General features: G+C 71.1%; 12 protein-coding genes. 3 read left to right on the top strand and 9 right to left on the bottom strand.

Annotation, left to right across the window (positions count from 1 at the left end):
• Positions 1–5 precede the first annotated feature (5 nt).
• The 5 genes from ABZ810_RS44100 to ABZ810_RS44080 all read right to left on the bottom strand — a co-directional run bounded on the left by ABZ810_RS44100 (position 6) and on the right by ABZ810_RS44080 (position 7,318).
• The gene (locus tag ABZ810_RS44100; protein WP_358413510.1) at positions 6–1,298 is read right to left on the bottom strand and encodes an activator-dependent family glycosyltransferase; all 1,293 of its coding nucleotides are present in this window, start codon (positions 1,296–1,298) and stop codon (positions 6–8) included.
• A 102-nt stretch (positions 1,299–1,400) separates the two neighbouring features.
• Complete coding sequence (locus ABZ810_RS44095) at positions 1,401–2,699, bottom strand: activator-dependent family glycosyltransferase (RefSeq protein WP_358413509.1); 1,299 nt, start codon at positions 2,697–2,699, stop codon at positions 1,401–1,403.
• 80 nt (positions 2,700–2,779) lie between these two features.
• On the bottom strand, positions 2,780–4,240 hold the full coding sequence (locus ABZ810_RS44090) for an NDP-hexose 2,3-dehydratase family protein (RefSeq protein WP_358413507.1): 1,461 nt from the start codon (positions 4,238–4,240) through the stop codon (positions 2,780–2,782).
• A gap of 38 nt (positions 4,241–4,278) precedes the next feature.
• A complete protein-coding gene (locus ABZ810_RS44085; protein ID WP_358413505.1) occupies positions 4,279–5,202 on the bottom strand; it encodes an NAD-dependent epimerase/dehydratase in 924 nt (307 codons plus the stop codon).
• Positions 5,203–5,665: 463 nt separating this feature from the next.
• Positions 5,666–7,318: an FAD-binding protein gene (locus ABZ810_RS44080; RefSeq protein WP_358413503.1), complete on the bottom strand. Its 1,653-nt coding sequence runs from the start codon at positions 7,316–7,318 to the stop codon at positions 5,666–5,668.
• Between the two features lie 182 nt (positions 7,319–7,500).
• On the opposite strand from ABZ810_RS44080, the gene ABZ810_RS44075 reads away from it, so the two are divergent.
• The gene (locus ABZ810_RS44075; protein ID WP_358413501.1) at positions 7,501–8,724 is read left to right on the top strand and encodes a nucleotide disphospho-sugar-binding domain-containing protein; all 1,224 of its coding nucleotides are present in this window, start codon (positions 7,501–7,503) and stop codon (positions 8,722–8,724) included.
• A 4-nt stretch (positions 8,725–8,728) separates the two neighbouring features.
• Here the strand turns inward: ABZ810_RS44075 and ABZ810_RS44070 are convergent, their stop codons facing one another.
• Positions 8,729–9,802, bottom strand: coding sequence for a ketoacyl-ACP synthase III family protein (locus ABZ810_RS44070; protein ID WP_358413499.1), 1,074 nt, complete (start codon positions 9,800–9,802; stop codon positions 8,729–8,731).
• A 168-nt stretch (positions 9,803–9,970) separates the two neighbouring features.
• Complete coding sequence (locus ABZ810_RS44065; RefSeq protein ID WP_358413497.1) at positions 9,971–10,729, bottom strand: TetR/AcrR family transcriptional regulator; 759 nt, start codon at positions 10,727–10,729, stop codon at positions 9,971–9,973.
• Positions 10,730–10,847: 118 nt separating this feature from the next.
• Here ABZ810_RS44065 and rfbB point away from each other — a divergent pair, with 118 nt between their 5' ends.
• Positions 10,848–11,813, top strand: coding sequence for a dTDP-glucose 4,6-dehydratase (rfbB, locus tag ABZ810_RS44060; RefSeq protein ID WP_358413495.1), 966 nt, complete (start codon positions 10,848–10,850; stop codon positions 11,811–11,813).
• A gap of 72 nt (positions 11,814–11,885) precedes the next feature.
• Here the strand turns inward: rfbB and ABZ810_RS44055 are convergent, their stop codons facing one another.
• A complete protein-coding gene (locus tag ABZ810_RS44055) occupies positions 11,886–12,395 on the bottom strand; it encodes a hypothetical protein (protein ID WP_358413493.1) in 510 nt (169 codons plus the stop codon).
• 628 nt (positions 12,396–13,023) lie between these two features.
• Positions 13,024–13,473 (bottom strand): peptidoglycan-binding domain-containing protein, encoded by a 450-nt coding sequence (locus ABZ810_RS44050; protein WP_358413703.1) that lies wholly within the window; start codon positions 13,471–13,473, stop codon positions 13,024–13,026.
• 1,110 nt (positions 13,474–14,583) lie between these two features.
• Here ABZ810_RS44050 and ABZ810_RS44045 point away from each other — a divergent pair.
• Positions 14,584–15,873, top strand: a complete 1,290-nt coding sequence (locus ABZ810_RS44045; protein ID WP_358413491.1) for a DUF222 domain-containing protein — start codon at positions 14,584–14,586, stop codon at positions 15,871–15,873.
• Positions 15,874–16,378 lie beyond the last annotated feature (505 nt).

The raw sequence follows: 16,378 nt of genomic DNA, 5'->3' as shown, positions 1-16,378 counted from the left end.
GGCGCCTACCGGGAGGGCCTGTGCTCGGCGGTGAGCTTCTCCAGCGCCGGCACGACCGCGTTCGGGCTCGGCGTGCCGATGAGTTCCTGCCGCAGCATGGCGGCGCTGCGCGCGTACGAGGGCTCCTCCAGGAGCCGGACGAGCCGTTCGCGCAGCTCCTTCGGGGAGAGCGCCGCCGCGTCCTGGACGCACATGCCGGCGCCCTGCTCCTCCAGCCGTTCGGCCTTGTAGGTCGAGTCCCAGATCCGGGACGGCAGGATGAGCTGGGGCACGCCGTGCCGGAGGGCGGTCGCGAACGTCCCGGACCCGCCGTGGCTGACGATCGCCGAGCAGGTGGGGAGCAGGTCGTTCAGCGGGACGAAGTCGACCGCGCGCACGTTGTCCGGCACGCGCAGCGACTTGACCTGGCTCGGGTCGAAGGTGGCCACCACCTCGGCGTCCAGGCCGTCGACCGCCTCGAACAGGTCGGCGATGGAGATCTCGTCCCCGCCCTGCACCTCGCGGTGCGACAACCCGAGCGTCAGGCAGATCCGCTTGCGCTTCGGCCGTTCGTACAGCCACTCAGGAACGGTGGACGGGCCGTTGTAGGGCACGTACCGCATCGGGATGTAGTTCAGGTCGAGCGGGAACCGGATCCACGCCGGGGTGGGGTCGATGGTCCAGTTGCCGGTGACGGTGTCCTCGTCGAACTCGCAGCCGTACCGTTCGAGCGTCCAGGTCAGCCATTCGCGCTGCGGGTCGTCGCGCAGTTCGGGCGGCAGCCGGTCCAGCTCGTCGAGGAAGGCGCGGCGGGTCCGGCCCACATGGTCCAGGCCGAACAGCAGCCTGGCGTGCGCGGCGCCGCTGGCCTTGGCCGCCACCGGTCCGGCGAACGTCAGCGTGTCCCAGATGACCAGGTCCGGCTTCCACGTCCGGGCGAAGGTCACCAGGTCGTCCACCATGGGCTCGGGGCACTGGTTCTGGAAGACGACGGCCGTCATCGCGGTGAACATGCCCAGCAGGTAGTCGTGGGTGAGCATCTCCGGGCGCATCTCGGTGAGGTCCAGCTCGGCCTCGCCGTCGCTGCCCCGGCGCGTCTCCTCGTCGCCGAGGTTGTCGTCCACCTGCTTCATGCGTTCTTCGAGGTCGAGGGCCTCCCCCACCCCGACCCCGGTGAGCCCGGTCCGCGTGATGTCCTCGACCATGTCGGGCTGGCTGGCGATGCAGACCTCGTGCCCGGCGGTCCGCAGCGCCCAGGCCAGCGAGACCTGGGAGTACATGTGCACCTTCGCGGCGAAGGTCGTGAAGAGGATCCGCATTGATGACCATCCCATCCTGAGGAGCGGAACACGGCGGCCGGCGACCGGGTCAATGGTCGGCGGCCCGCCTTTCAGCCGGATCGAGAGCCCGTGCAGGCTCGGTCAAGGCCCGCTGGATTCGCCCCGGTGCTCGGCGGTCAGCCGCTCGAGCACCGGGACGAGCTCGTTGGGGGTGGGCTCGGCGAGGGTCTCCGCGCGCAGCCGGCCGGCCGCCTCGGCGAACGAGGGATCCTCGAGCACCCGCACGACCATGTCCCGCAGCCCCTCGGTGGTCAGCTCTTCGATCGGCAGCGACAGGCCCGCGCCGAGCTCCTCGACGCGCTGGCCCATGACGGTGGTGTCCACGCCGAACGGAAGGATGATCTGCGGCACCCCGTGCAGCTCGGCGTTGCACTTGGTGCCGATGCCGCCGTGGTGCACCACCAGCGCGCAGCTGGGCAGCAGGTCGTTCAGCGGCACGAAGTCCACCACGCGGGCGTTGTCGGGCACCTTGGTCACCCGTTCCCGCTGCTCCTCGTTCAGCGTGGCGATGATCTCCACGTCGAGGTCGCTGAGCGCCTCCAGCAGCTCGCTGACCCGCTCGCCCGGCATGAACGCCTGGATCCAGTCCGAGACCCCGAACGTGATGCACACGCGCGGGCGCGGCGCGGGCGCGCGCAGCCAGTGCGGGACGACCGCCTCGCCGTTGTGCGGCACGTAGCGGATCGGCACGGTCTTCAGATCCAGGTCGAGCCGGGTGCTCTCCGCCGTCGAGTCGATCGTCCACTGGCCGGTGACCATGTCCTCGCTGAACGGCTCCCGGCAGCCGAACCGTTCCAGGGTCCAGCTCAGCCACTCCGCCGTCGGGTCCTCGCGGTGCTCGGCCGGCTGGGCCGCCTGCCGTTCGAGGAACGCCCTCCGCACCCGCATCGTGATGTCCGGCCCCGCGATCAGCCGGGCGTGCGCGGCGCCGACGACCCGCGCGGTGATCGAGCCGGCCAGCGTGTAGGTCTCCCAGATCACCAGGTCCGGCGACCAGCTCCGGGCGAACTCCACCAGGTCGTCGAGCATCGCGTCGTTGGTCAGCGCCGCGTCGTGCGCGGGCACCACGATGTTGGCCATCGCCAGCAGGTACTCCCACGTCCAGCGCTCGGGCTCCTTGGCGGCCCAGTCGAACTCGCGCAGGTGGGTGAACGCGTCGTCGTGGATCGACTCCATGAGCCGCAGGTCCGACGGGTTCTCGATCATGGGCTGGGAGCCGCCGATCGGGACCGCGGTGAGCCCCGTGTCGGTGATGGCGGGGATCAGCCCCGGCTCGGCGGCCACCCTGACCTCGTGGCCGGCGCACCGGAACGCCCAGGCCAGCGGAGCCAGGGGATACCAATGCGTCCGGTGCGTCAGGCACGTGAACAGCACTTTCATCGGGTCTCTCCTCCGTGCGCGGGTGGGCGTGCTCAGGGTGGGCGAGCTCAGGTGGGCGAGCTCTTCGCTGGGGCGGGCCGTCAGCCGGGCGCCGTCATCAGGCTGTGCAGGCAGGCCACGAGGCTGCGCGCCTGGATGTTGAGGTAGTGGCTGTGCCGGAGCAGGTCGACGAGCTGGTGGACGGCCACCCACCGGAAGTCGTCGGACGGCTCCAGCCGGGCGTCGCGGGTCTCGACGATGACGTAGCGTCCGCGGGCGTGGAAGAAGCGGCCGCCCTCCTCCGAGAACGTCGTGTCGAACCTGACCCGGTCGGGCCCGGCCTGGACGATCTCGTCGAGGTACCGCGGCCACGCCGCGGCGGGCAGGTGCTCGTAGTTCTCCGGCGTGCACTGCACGGTGGGGGCCAGCTCGACGCTGTCCACCAGGCCGGGCTCGGCGCGGGCCTGCACGAGCGCGTGCAGCACACCGCTGATCTCCATGACGAGGAACGCGTTGACGCCGGCGCCGTGCGGCTCGATCATCGGCTGCGTCCAGCCGTTCACCTCACGGCCCCCGGCCGCCACCTTGACCCCGATGACGTCGAAGAACTTCCCGGTGTCGTGCGAGATCCGGTCGGCGGAGCGATGCCAGTGCCGCACCTGGCCGAGCGGGACCCGGCGGCTCCTGATCTCCGTCCGGGCGCGGACCTCGGTGATCCAGCTCTGCAGCTCGTCCATGCTGTGCAGGCCGCCCTCCTCCTCGCCGCACGAGCGGGCGAGCGCGGCCCGGAAACCCCCGCCGTCCTGCCCGTACGCCTTCACCGCGTCGGCGCCCGCGAACGGCAGGCACGCCAGGACCGTGCGGGCGTCGGCGTTGACCAGGTCGTGCACGGCCAGCAGCCGGTGCAGCTGCCCGAGCGTCAGCCAGCAGAACCCGTCCCGCGGCTCGACGTCCCCGGCGACCTCGACCACCATGTTCCGGTTCCGTTTGCGCAGGAACCACGACCCCTGTTCCGACTGCCGCACGTCGGCGATCACGCGGTGCCTCGATGTGTCCCGGAAGTACTCCAGGTAGGGGACGGCCCGGCCGCGGTGCACGCCGGAGTAGTTGCTGCGGGTCGCCTGGACGGTCGGCGAGAGCTGGAGCCCGTTGACGTTGCCCGGCTCGACCTTGGCCTGCATCAGGAAGTGCAGGACGCCGCCGAACTCCTTGACCAGGACGCCCAGGATGCCGATCTCCGGCTGGTTGATGATCGGCTGCTCCCAGCCGGTGACCGGGCCGTCGGGGACGCTGACCTCCAGGCCCTCGATCGTGAAGAACCGGCCGCTGTGATGGCGGATGTCCCCGGTGACGGGATCGCTGCTCCAGCCCTCCAGGTCGTCCAGCGGGATCCGCTCCACCTCGGTGAACGCGCGCAGCCCGAACCCGGCGAGCCACTGGTGGAAGTCGGCGAGGTCGGCGACCCGCCCCTCGGCGGCGAGCGCGGACCGCGCGATGCGGCCGGGCGTCAGGGCATCGTGCTTGGACACCAGGACGGGGGAGGTCGCACCGATCTTCGTCATTGGATCTCCTCGCTGCGTTCGCGGCCGGATGACCACGATCAGTCGTCGGTCGCTTCCCACATCGCCCGGGCCGAGTCCCGCAGGCCGATCACGGGGCGCCAGCCCAGCAGCCGCCGGGCGGCCCGGATGTCCGCACAGGTCCAGTCGCCGCCCTGGCTGCGCACCGGGGCCTCCTTGAGCCGCATGAGGTCGAGCGGCAGTCCCGCGGCGGCGAAGCAGATCGCCACCAGGTCGGCGATCCCGACCGCCTCGCCCCGCCCGATGTTGACGACCTCGCCCTCCACCGGCGCCGTCACCGCGCTCACCAGCGCCTCCGCCAGGTCACGGACGTCGACGAAGTCGCGCTCGGCGGCGGCGACGTCCAGCTCGACCGGCTCGCGCGTGACGGCGGCGGTGCGGAGCAGGCCCAGCAGCGCGGCCGGGAACGTCTCCCGCGGCGGATATGGGCCGAGCGTGTTCACCGTCCGCAGCACGACGCCGTTCAGCGCCCCCCGGCGGGTCGCGGCCAGCACCGCCCGCGATCCCGCCAGCTTGGCGCGGGCGTAGGCGTTGGCGGGCCGCTCCGGAAGGGACTCGCCGATCAGCGTGCCGGCGGGCACCGGCCCGTACTCGTGCACCGAGCCGAGATGGACGAACCGTGGCCGCGACGGCACCGGCTCCAGCGCCGTCACCAGCCGTTCGACCAGCCGGTGGTAGGACCGCGCCAGCTCGGCCTCGCTGTCGCCCGAGCGGCCGGCGACATTGACGACGGCGTCGATCCGCTCGGCGTCGATGATCCGGCCCAGCTTCTCCGGGGCGCCCTCGCCGAGGTCGAAGGCGAGGAACGGGTAGTCCGCGATCTGCGGGGCGGGGTGCCGGGCGATGGCCAGGACCTCGTGGCCGCGCCGCGCGAGCGCCGGGCACACGTGGCGCCCGACGCTGCCGGACGCCCCCAGCACCGCCACCCGCTTCGCCGCGGTCACGACGCCCCGCCCGGTCCCCCGAGTGCGGTCCCCCCGAGCCCGGTCCCCCCGAGCGCAGCCCTCCCGAGCCCGGTCCCCCCGAGCACAGCCCTCCCGAGCACCATCCGCCCGAGCCCGGTCCCCCTGAGCACAGCCCTCCCGAGCCCGGTCCGCCCGAACACAGCCCTCCCGAGCACGATCCGCCCGAGCCCGGTTCCCCCGAGCCCGGTCCCCCCGAGCACGGTCCGCCCGAACACAGCCCTCCCGAGCACGATCCGCCCGAACACAGCCCTCCCGAGCACGATCCGCCCGAGCCCGGTTCCCCCGAGCCCGGTTCCCCCGAGCACGGTCCGCCCGGGGGCGCCGCCCGCCGAGGGTGCACGTACCTGCATGGTCTGCTCCTGCCGCGCTCGCCCGACCCGTCGCAACAAGGCTTTTCCGACCGGTTCGAGAACGGCTGGAGCGCGGCTGGGGCGGGCGCCGGTCAGCGGGGGGACCGGACCGTCGGCTTGATGGACAACCCGTGGTGGAAGACGTCCCGCGGGTCCCAGCGATCCTTGACCGCCTGGAGACGCGCGTAGTTGTCCTTGAAGTAGAGCGTGTGCCAGGGGACGCCCGAGGCGTTGAGCTTCGGATCGGCCAGGTCGCGGTCCGGGTAGTTGATGAACGCCCCGTCGGTGTCGGCGTTGGGCGCCGGCACGCCGCCCGAGTCGGCGTACACCTCCTTGTAGAGGCCGCGGATCCAGCCGAGCTGCTCGTCGTCGTGCGCCGGATCCCACCACACGGTCTCGTAGTAGGCGCTCATCAGCGCGTTCCGGTGCGGCATCGCGGTGGCGCCCGGCGCCACGGTGTTGACCTTCCCGCCGAACCCTGCGAGGTAGACCGCCCCGCCGTACCGTTCCTCCCCGCCCGTGGACTGGTGGCGGTAGATGGCCGCGATCTGCCGCGCCGAGAACGGCGTGCGGTGGAACGCGTGCTTGGTCTTGAAGCTGTAGCCGCCGGGCCCGACCTCGACCGACAGCGTCGACTTCATCCAGGGCATGGTGAGGCGGTCGTCGGAGTGCGGCGCCGTGACATCGCGCGTCACCGCCTTGAGGTAGGCGCCGAGCAGCTCGTCGGCGTCCGCCCGCCCTCCGTCGACCGAGGCGTCCAGCCTGATCTGGCCGGTCACCTTGTGGGACAGGCTGACGCCGCACTCGACGGCGGCGAACCGCTCGCCCGGGGCCGAGTCCCGCTCGAGCAGGGAGCCGAAGTTCCCGACGATCGTGGTGAACGTGCGTTCGTCCAGGTCGGACCACTGCCAGCCGACCGACATCGACTTGACCACGGCCGGCGGCCTGGGCAGCAGGGACCCCGGATCGTCGCCCGTGGCGCCCGGCGAACGCATCCAGTAGCGCGTCACGATGCCGAAGTTGCCGCCGCCGGCGCCGGTGAACGCCCACCACAGATCCCGGTTCGGATCGCCGGGCTCCCGGGTGGCCACCACCGTGCGGGCGCGGCCGGACCGGTCGGCCACGACGACCTCGACGGCGTACAGATGATCCACGACCAGGCCCTCGCGGCGCGACAACGAGCCGTACCCGCCGCCCGCGATATGGCCCCCGGTGCCGACGCTCGGGCACGCTCCGGCCGGGACGGTCACTCCCCATCCCAGGTACAACGTCCTGTACACCTTGCCGAGAGTGGCCCCCGCCTCCACCGCGAACGCGCGGCGACGCCGGTCGTAGTACACGGCGTTCATCTCGGAGATGTCGAGGAGGACCGTCACGGCCGGGTCGTCCACGAAGTTCTCGAAGCAGTGCCCGCCGCTGCGGACCGCGACGCGCTTGCCGGCGCGCACCGCCGCCTCCACCTCGTGCACGACCTGGTCCGCCGAGTAGACCAGCCGGACCGACTCGGGCCGGCTGCTGAACCGGCCGTTGAACCCGCGTGCGGTCAGCTCCCCGTAGCGCGGATCCTTGGGCCCGACGACGACCGTTCCCGGCGTCGGCTGGCAGGCCCCGGCCGCCCCCGCCCCCGCCCCGGCTGCGGTCCCGGTCCCCGCCTCGGCCCCGGCGGCGTACGCGACCGGCGTTCCGGCCACCAGCCCCACGGTCCCGGCCGCGGCCGTTCCCCTGATGAACCCACGACGCGTCATCCTGGTCAACGCAGACACCTGCCTTCCGGGGTCGTCCCAGGGCATGTGACCGCCATCGGCTCGCAAACGGCCGGAGGGCAACTCGAACCCCGCTCGCCACGCCGTCACCATCCGGCCTCCGGCCGCGCCCGAGCCACGACTGTCATGCTCTTCGCGCCGCAGCACCGAACGAGGGAGCCCAGATGCGGGTCATGTTCACCGTGTCGTCGCATCCGACCCACTACTCGGCGATGGTCCCGCTCGGGTGGGCCCTCCAGGCCGCCGGGCACGAGGTGCGGGTGTTGTGCACGCCCTCGCAGACGGCGGCGGTCGGGCGCACCGGCCTGCTGCCCGTGCCGGTCCTGGACGGGATGGACGTCGCCACCCGGCTCCGCCTCCAGTACTACTGGGAGGCGGTCAACGGGATCTGGCCGTACCCGTGGCTGCCCACGCACCCGCTGACCGGGGAACGCCTGGACGACCTCGCCGGCTTCGACACCGCGGCCTTCACCGCGAAGGTCGCGCCCGAACTCGCCGCACGGGCCGCCCGCGGTTTCGACGCCGCCGTCGAGTTCGCCCGCGCCTGGCGGCCCGGCCTCGTCCTGCACGACCCGGCGAGCCTGGAGGGCCTGCTGGCGGCCCGCGTCACCGGCGTCCCGTCCGCGCTCTGCCTGTGGGGGCCGGCGGGGACGCACGAACCCGAGCACATGCGCAGCGTGCCGACCGACCACAGCGGTTCGTTCCCGAGGTACGGCCTGGGCGAGTTCGGCCTCGACATGTTCGACCGGGTCGTCGACCCCTGCCCGCCGTCGCTGGACGTGCCGGTCCGGGCCGCGCGCCTGCCGGTCCGGTACGTGCCGTTCAACGGCACCTCGCCCGTCGCGCCGGAATGGGTCGAGGGCCCCGCCCCCGGCCGGCCGCGCGTGTGCGTGACCTGGTCGACCGCGCTGACCAGGACCTCGGGCCCGGACTCCTACCTCCTGCCGGACATCGTGCGGGGTCTGGCGGACGTGGACTGCGACGTCATCGTCACCGCGACCCCGGCGGACGTCGCCAGGCTCGGCCGGGTGCCCGCCGGCGTCCAGGTCCTCGAGTACGCCCCGCTCCAGGCCGTCCTGCCGGGCTGCGCCGCCGTCGTCCACCACGGCGGCAGCGGCAGCACGCTGACCTCGCTGTGGGCGGGCGTGCCCCAGCTGCTGCTGACGTTCGCCTCCGAGCAGACGGCCACCGCACGGCGGGTGGCCGACACCGGCGCCGGCACGCACGCGCTCGGCCACCTCGCCGACCGGAACTTCATCGGCGCGGCGGCCGGCAAGCTCATCAGCGACGACTCCTACCGCTCCGCCGCCGCGGGGCTGCGCGCCGAGATGCTGGCCCGCCCGACGCCGGCCCGGCTCGTCCAGACCCTGGAGGAGTTGACCGCCTGAACGCTCAGGCGGCGGCGCCGGTCGCGGCGCCGCCGGCAGGGTCCTCGGCCCAGGCGGGGACGCGGAGCAGCTCGACCACCGCGCACGACCAGCTGAACCCGGCGCCGACGCTCACCAGCAGGCAGCGGTCCCCCGGGCCGACCTGCCCGCTGCTCACCAGATGGTCGAACCCGGCGATGGGGTCGCCACCTCCCAGGTGGCCGATCCCCCGGCTCCACGGCCACGTCGTGATCTCCGGGTCCAGGTCGAACTTGCGGAAGTAGCCGGCGTTCAGCCTGCGGCGGCCCAGATGCGGCAGCACCACGCGGTGGATCTCGCCCAGGCCGGTGTCCGCCTCGGTCAGCGCCTGCTTGATCGCGGTCTCCTGCCCCGCCGTGACCCGCGCCACCGCGTACGACGTGCCGACCTCGGCGACGAACGCCCGCTTGCACGCGTCCAGGTCGACGGTCGGCCGGTTGCCTAGCGGGACGACGGCGAACGGGTCGTCGCCGCGGTGCATGCCCTCCAGCTCCGGGTCCGACACCGTGACCAGGCTGCGCACCCGCGCGAAGCCGGACCGCCGCGACAACACCAGCGCCGTCCCGCCGTCCGCGTACACGGTCCCCGGGTCGGTGCGCCACCGGTCGAACCCGGGCGGCGGGCACTTGTCGCCGGTCGTCACCAGCGCCGCCGAACGCCGCGCGTCGGCGGTCAGGTAGGCGGCGGCCAGTTCGGCCGCGGCCAGCCCGCCGTTGGACGCCTGCCGGATCTCCATCGCCGGGCACTGGTTGCCGACCGCGACGCGCTGGACGTACGACGCGGGGGCCCAGACGTCGTGGCCCTGGTAGAAGAAGTTCGCGTGCAGGATCAGGTCGATGTCGCCCGGCCCGCACGCGGCCCGTTCCAGGGCCACCCGGGCGGCGCGCGCCGCCATCTCCGGGGCCGACTCCTCCCCCGCCACGGCCACCGCCGTCACGCCGGTGACCTTCGCGAGCGCCTCGTCGCACTGCCCCGCCGCGATCGCGTCCCCGACGGTGACCCGCGGGGGCAGCCACGTCCCGCACCCGGCGATGAACAACCCGTCCCCGAACCCGGTCATCAGTGTTCCTCCCACGTGCAGGCGCCGTTCTCCGCGGCCCACGGTGGTGGAGCGGCGTCGCGCCCCCCTCGAAACCCGCTGGACGCCCCCAGCCGCGTCGACCAAGCAGCACATCGACCAAGCAGCACATCGACCAAGCAGCACATCGACCTAGCGGCGGGCGTCGGCCTAGCGGCGGGCGTCGACGAGCACCTGCACCCCGTCCAGCACCCGTTCCAGGCCGAACTCGAAGGCGTGCGCGGGACCGATCGCCCCGCCGTGCTCCTTGCCCGCCGCGGCGCCGACCCGCGACCCGATCGGGTAGCGCTCCGGGCCGAACAGCTCGGCCAGCAGCGGGCTGGAGGCGTCCCACCAGTCCTGGTCGCTCATCCCGGTACGGCGCGCGGCCCGCACGCCCTCCACCGAGAACCGCGCCGCGTTGTGCGCGTGCCCCACGACCAGGGTGACCACCGCGTCCATCTCCAGGTCGGTGAGCCCCAGCCCCTCGACCGCCGCCAGCTCGTCCTCGTACTTGGCGCACGAGTTGGGACCGAGCGGCGGGCGCCCGGTCGAGACCCGCAACATCCACGGGTGCCGGTGGCACAACTCCCAGTTCTGGCGGGCGATGTGCGTGAGCCGCGCCCGCCAGCCGCCCGGCACGTCCGCGCCCGGCTCCAGCTCGCCGTAGACGCGGTCCAGCATCACGTCGATGAGCTCGGCCTTGCCCGGCACGTACGTGTAGATCGACATCGACGACACCCCCAGCTCCTCGCCGATGCGGCGCATGGCCAGCGCGCCCAGCCCCTCGTCGTCCGCGATCCGGATCGCGCACCGGACGATCTCCTCCACGGTGAGCCGGGGCTTGGGGCCACGCCGGGGAGGTCCCTGAACGCCCCACAACAACTCCAGCGTGCGCCGGGGATCGCCGGTCCCGCTGTACTCGGTCATCGACCCTCCTCGAGTGCGGCGTTCCGGAGGTTGTCATGCGGGAGTCCAGCAATCCTCAACTCGCTCTGGAGGCGGCCCGAGAAGCATGACCACCTCAGCGAGGCCTGGAGGTCAAGGCATGAGGATCCTGGTCACCGGGGGCGCCGGCTTCATCGGTTCGCACTACGTGCGCACCCTGCTCGACGGCGCGTACCCGGATCATGGCGATACCCGCGTCACCGTGTTCGACAAGCTGACCTACGCCGGCGACCGCGGCAAGCTGCCCGAGCCGCATCCCCGGCTGACGTTCGTCCAGGGCGACGTCTGCGACGCCGACGCGCTCCTGGCCGCCCTGCCGGGACACGACGCGGTCGTGCACTTCGCGGCCGAGTCCCACGTCGACCGTTCGCTGGCCAGCGCCCGCGAGTTCTTCACCACCAACGTCCTCGGCACCCAGACGCTCCTGGACTGCTGCCGCCGGACCGGCGTCGACCGCATCGTGCACGTCTCGACCGACGAGGTCTACGGCACCATCGACGAGGGCTCCTGGACCGAGGACCACCCCCTCCTCCCGAACTCCCCCTACGCCGCGTCCAAAGCGGCCAGCGACCTCGCGGTCCGGGCGTACTTCCGTTCCCACGACCTCCCCGTGATGATCACCCGCTGCTGCAACAACTACGGCCCCTACCAGTACACCGAGAAGGTGATCCCGCTCTTCGTCACCAACCTGCTCTCCGGCCGCGACGTCCCCCTCTACGGCGACGGGCTCAACGTCCGCGAGTGGATCCACGTCGACGACCACTGCCGCGCCGTCCAGCTCGTCCTGGAGAACGGCCGCCCCGGCGAGGTCTACAACATCGGCGGCGGCACCGAGATCACCAACAGGGAGCTGACGAAGCAGCTGCTCGAACTCTGCGGCGAAGGCTGGGACCGCGTCCGCCACGTCACCGACCGCAAGGCCCACGACCGCCGCTACTCCCTCGACGACACGAAGATCCGGCGCGAACTCGGCTACCAGCCCGCGATCGCCTTCGAACAAGGCCTGGCCGACATCGTCAAGTGGTACCGCGACAACCGCGACTGGTGGGACAAGACCACCCGCTGATCTCGGGGACGCCATCCGCGGACCACTGCGGATGGCGTCCCCGAGATCAGCACGGCGCACATGGAACACCCATCAGGCGCAGGTGCGAATGTGATGGACCGGCCCCCAGTCCACCGGCGCGCGCATGCCTCCCGTGTACCACCCGATCTCGCTGTAGTTCTGGCTGAGCCAGATCGCGGTGGACGACCGGTGGTTGTGCGTGTCGAACAAGCCCGTGAAGTCGTACAGGTGGAAGACGCCGCATCCGTGGAAGTGGAACACCCGGTAGCGGTCGTTGTTGAAGATCTGGATGGTGCAGAGATCGTCGTGATCATCGCACTGGCCACGGCCGTTCAACGCATGGACGTAGTCCCTGGCATAGGCCGCGGCAGCCGATCGACCGCCCTCGAGGCTCCACAGGAAATCGACGTGGTGCACATCCCGGCCCCCACCTGCGACCGGGACGGCGTGGGGCTGGCCTGCCGCGGCCACCGAGTTCCGGTCGCTTGAAGTCTGTGCCGCCGCCGGGAGTCCGGCGACAAGGCTCAGCAGGAGCCCGAAGGCCGCCGTCAGCGTCATGACGATCACGCGGTTCTTGGTCAAGATGGGCACCCCATCCCCTCGTGACGTGCGGGTCCGTCCTGCATCGTTCCTCCTGTCGACGACGGCCGCCGGGCGCTGCCGCCTTCCTCATGCGAGGTTGCACGCAGCGACCGGAACCCGCCTTACGCGGGAACGCACACGTCTTTATTCAGCGCGCACGATCGTCCCCCGCCGCCAGGTAACGCGCTGGGCGCCACCCGCGGACCACTACGGATGACGTCCACCGCTCCCCCGAATCTCGGGTCAGCAGCACACGATGTCGACGTTGCCCGACGCGTGCGCCGACACCGGCGCACCGCCGACCAGCGCGACCGCCGCAACGACCGAGACGACCGCGACCACCAGACGCCGGATCCTCACGATCCCCCCTCCAACCCGTTCACTCAGCAGCACAGGCTCCGGTCCGGCCCACCGGCCCCGCTCGCCGAGCCACCCGACACCGGCACCCCCGCCACCAGCGCGACCGCCGCGACCAGGCCGAGCAGCAAGCTCCGAACTCGCACGGCATCCTCCTTTCCTCGGGCGCCGAGGACGGTGCCAAAAGATCCGTCGGCGCCAATGTGCGAGAAATCCGCCCCGAGATCCAGATCTTGCCCCGTCCCGCTCTGTTCCGCCTTGTCCACGCAAGTCAGCGGGGCGCAACCGGGATCGGACCCGGCTCGCACGACCAATGACGGAAATCCCCGGTGCGCGCCCAGATGGTCCGCGCCGTCCGGACGTTCCACTCAGGATCCAGGGCCCTGGCGTACGCACGTGACCCGAGACCGAAGAAGGTCGACGTCCCCGTACTGGAACAGGCCCCAGGCCCGCCTGCCCTGAGCGTCTCCGATCCACAACGGATCCGCGTTCGACAGGCAGCGCACCAGAGCGACCGCCCCCGCCGGATCCTCCGGGAACATCTCCCTGATGAGCCGCTCAACCTCCCGTCCGACCACCGCGGCCTCTGCCCCGGGACGCCGCCCTTGAGCCTGGCCCACGTCCCAGCATCGGCGACCCCGGTAGGCGTGACCCCCGCGAAGGCCTGGAAGGCCATCAACCGCATCCGCGTGTACGGCCCGAACCACGCGCCCGTCGGCACGTTCAACCCCCGCCGCTGCAACTCCAGCTGCACATGACCGCACACGTCCCCGTCGCACCCACCTGCAACGGCCTCGCACACTCAGCCCTGCCCTCCGAGGTGCCGGGAACCCCGGAAGCCTCCGGAGCAGGGACTCACCTCCAGTCCAGCCCTCACCAACCACAGCCCCGATCGCCAGGCCGCGCCGAACATCAGCCCACCGGCCGACCGTCCCGCGATCACACCCACACGCCTGAACGAACGCCGACACCAACTCCTCCTCACGCGGCAGCCGGTCCCGGCGCAACGCCACCACCAGAGTGCTGCGCGGCCGCACGTCTCCGCCGCCTCAGCACGACGTTCCAGCTCCCGAAACGTCAACCCCGACCAGGCCCGAAGCCGCCGCATCTCCACGACGACTCCTCAGGACTCGAAGCGCACCGCGGATCAGGAACCCCGTCCCTCGCCATCACCCAACCCCCCACCGGTGCTCTTGACCACGCGGACAGATCGACTCACCCGGATAGTGCCATCGGTCCCCAACCCTCGCCAGGCCGAGCTCTGATCCCTTGACGCCGCGCTGCGGGTCAATGCTTCTCCGGTTAGATCATTAGTCCCTTCGGGTGGGCGGCCTCGGTCACCCCTTTGGTCAACGCCTATCTCCCGAGTGCGGGGTGGGTGCGGTCTGCTGCTCAAACGCGGCAGCGACAAGAAAGTAGGCGGCCGGTCAGGGTCTTCTGCCATTGTGCGGGTGCTGCTGGTGGTTGATGTTCGAACTTTAGGGCCGCGCAAAGCGCGGGTTTCCGGTGCGACCTCAGGCAGCAGCGCTACCTCCGCCTAATCGCATCCTGGGCTTTCCGGGACCTCAGCCAACGTGCCAGCAACCCTCGGAAGGGCGGAGGTGTGTGCGCGGTGGGTCAGTTCGGCTCCGCTCAGCCATCCACCAGCAGCAACCCGCCTAGACCCCGACCCACCCGCGCCGGGCCACGCACCCACCGTGGGACGATCAACCACCCAACGGTGCCGCCCGCCGCGACCTGTTTGCGCCCAGTGAATTGATGGCCACCTGCGGCCAATCGAAATGTCCGTAATCAGATAATTGCAATCCGTCACCGTCGATATAATCAAGACATGCATTCGATCGTCGCGGATCTAGAAACCGCTTCCACCGCAGAATTGGTGGAAGCGGTAGCCGCGATCGCCACCCACCTCGCACACCGCCCCGCCCCCGACTCCGGCGCCACCTGCATGGAACTGGCCGAAGACCTGGCGCGCGCATTCGACCAAGGCGAATCCGCATTGGCCGCGATGATCGCGACGGTGGACCGCACCGGCGAAATGAAGCACTGGGGATTCCCGTCCACCCAGGCGTGGCTGCGGTGCCGTCTGGGGATGCGGGAAGGCCGCGCCAAGGAGCGCATCACCCTGGCCCGGCAACTCCCGCGTCTGGAACGGGTGAGCAAGGACCTGGCCACCGGTGACCTGTCGCTCGGCTACGCCGCCACCGTCGCCGACGCCGTCCAACGGCTCAACGACGAAGACTGCGCGGCCGCCGAGGACATCCTGTTGAACGCCGCCAACGACGGACTCTCGGCGGGCAAGGTCGCCCGGCTCGGCCGCAAGATCCACGACCTGGTGGCCGAGCAGAACGGCACCGAGAAAGCCCCCGAAGACGTCAAACGCGGTTACGAGCGGTCCTGGTTGACGTTGAGCCGGTCGTTGGATGGCGGGTCGTATGTGAACGGGTGGCTCAATCCCGAAGACACCGCGATCCTGGACGGCGTCCTCGGTCCGCTGACCAAACCAGCCGGGGCCGACGACCGGCGTGACCTGGGCGAGCGGACGGCAGCCGCGTTGACCACGGTGTTGTCGCAGGGCCATAAGGACACCCGGGTCACCGTCATCGCCAACCTCGAAACGCTGATGGGCGAGGACGTGCCCGGTTGGCTGCGCGACGGCACCCCCATCCCTGCCGGGCAGGTGCGGCGGCTGGCGCTCACCGCAGGCGTCTCACCCCTGCTCCTGGGGCCGGGGAACGTGCCGCTCTACCTGGGCCACACCACCCGCATCGCCACCCCAGGCCAACGCCGCGTCCTGGAAACCCAATACGACACCTGCGCCGTACGCGGCTGCGAAGTCCCCGGCTTCCTGTGCGAAGTCGACCATGTTGACGGATGGGCACTGGGAAACAGCCCCACCGACATCAACAAACTCGCCCTGTGCTGCGGATGGCACAACCGCTGGAAACACACCCACCCCGACCAGATCAACATCAGCAAAAACCAAGCCGGACAGTACGTCTACCAGACACTGCCACCCGACGGGACCACACGATCCAGACGCGGCAGATGGCCCACCGGACAAACACCCGACCCCGGCGACAGCGACAACCCGTGGAACGACCACCACCTCGCAGCCTGACCACCCACAGCAAGCCAGCCCGCCTGTAGACCCGGCCCCCACTCAGACAGCCGGGTCTACAAGCACGCCCCGCAACCACCCAGCCCTCCCAGCACACACCGCACAAACCTCGCCGGTAACAGCGGCGACCCGTTCAACAGCACACGAACCCGCCACCCATCGCCACCCACACCCGCACGTTCAACCCTGCGAGAGACCCTTCACCATTCACCCGCACCCCGACGATGCCCACGACCGACCACGGCTACCGAAGCCCCGGAGCCCAAAGCCAGCCCACCCCCTAGCTGTACTGCCAAGGCAACCCGTGGCCAGGGCCCGGCTCCCACCCCAGCGCCCATGGCGCCCGCCAGACGTCAATGCGGATCCCGATCACCTAGTGCGCTGACCACATACGTTCGCCGGGTTTTGGTCGGGGGTATCTCTCCAAGTGTGGAAAGTGATCTTGCTGGGAAGTGAGTGATCTGGGCCGATGGTCCACTTCTTCGGGGGGAAGCATCATCATGTC

Origin of the sequence: Spirillospora sp. NPDC047279 (genome assembly GCF_040643285.1) — a bacterium.
Classification (GTDB): Bacteria; Actinomycetota; Actinomycetes; order Streptosporangiales; family Streptosporangiaceae; genus Spirillospora.
The sequence above is the reverse complement of the archived record's forward strand: the minus strand, read 5'-3'. Positions and strand labels throughout refer to the sequence as shown.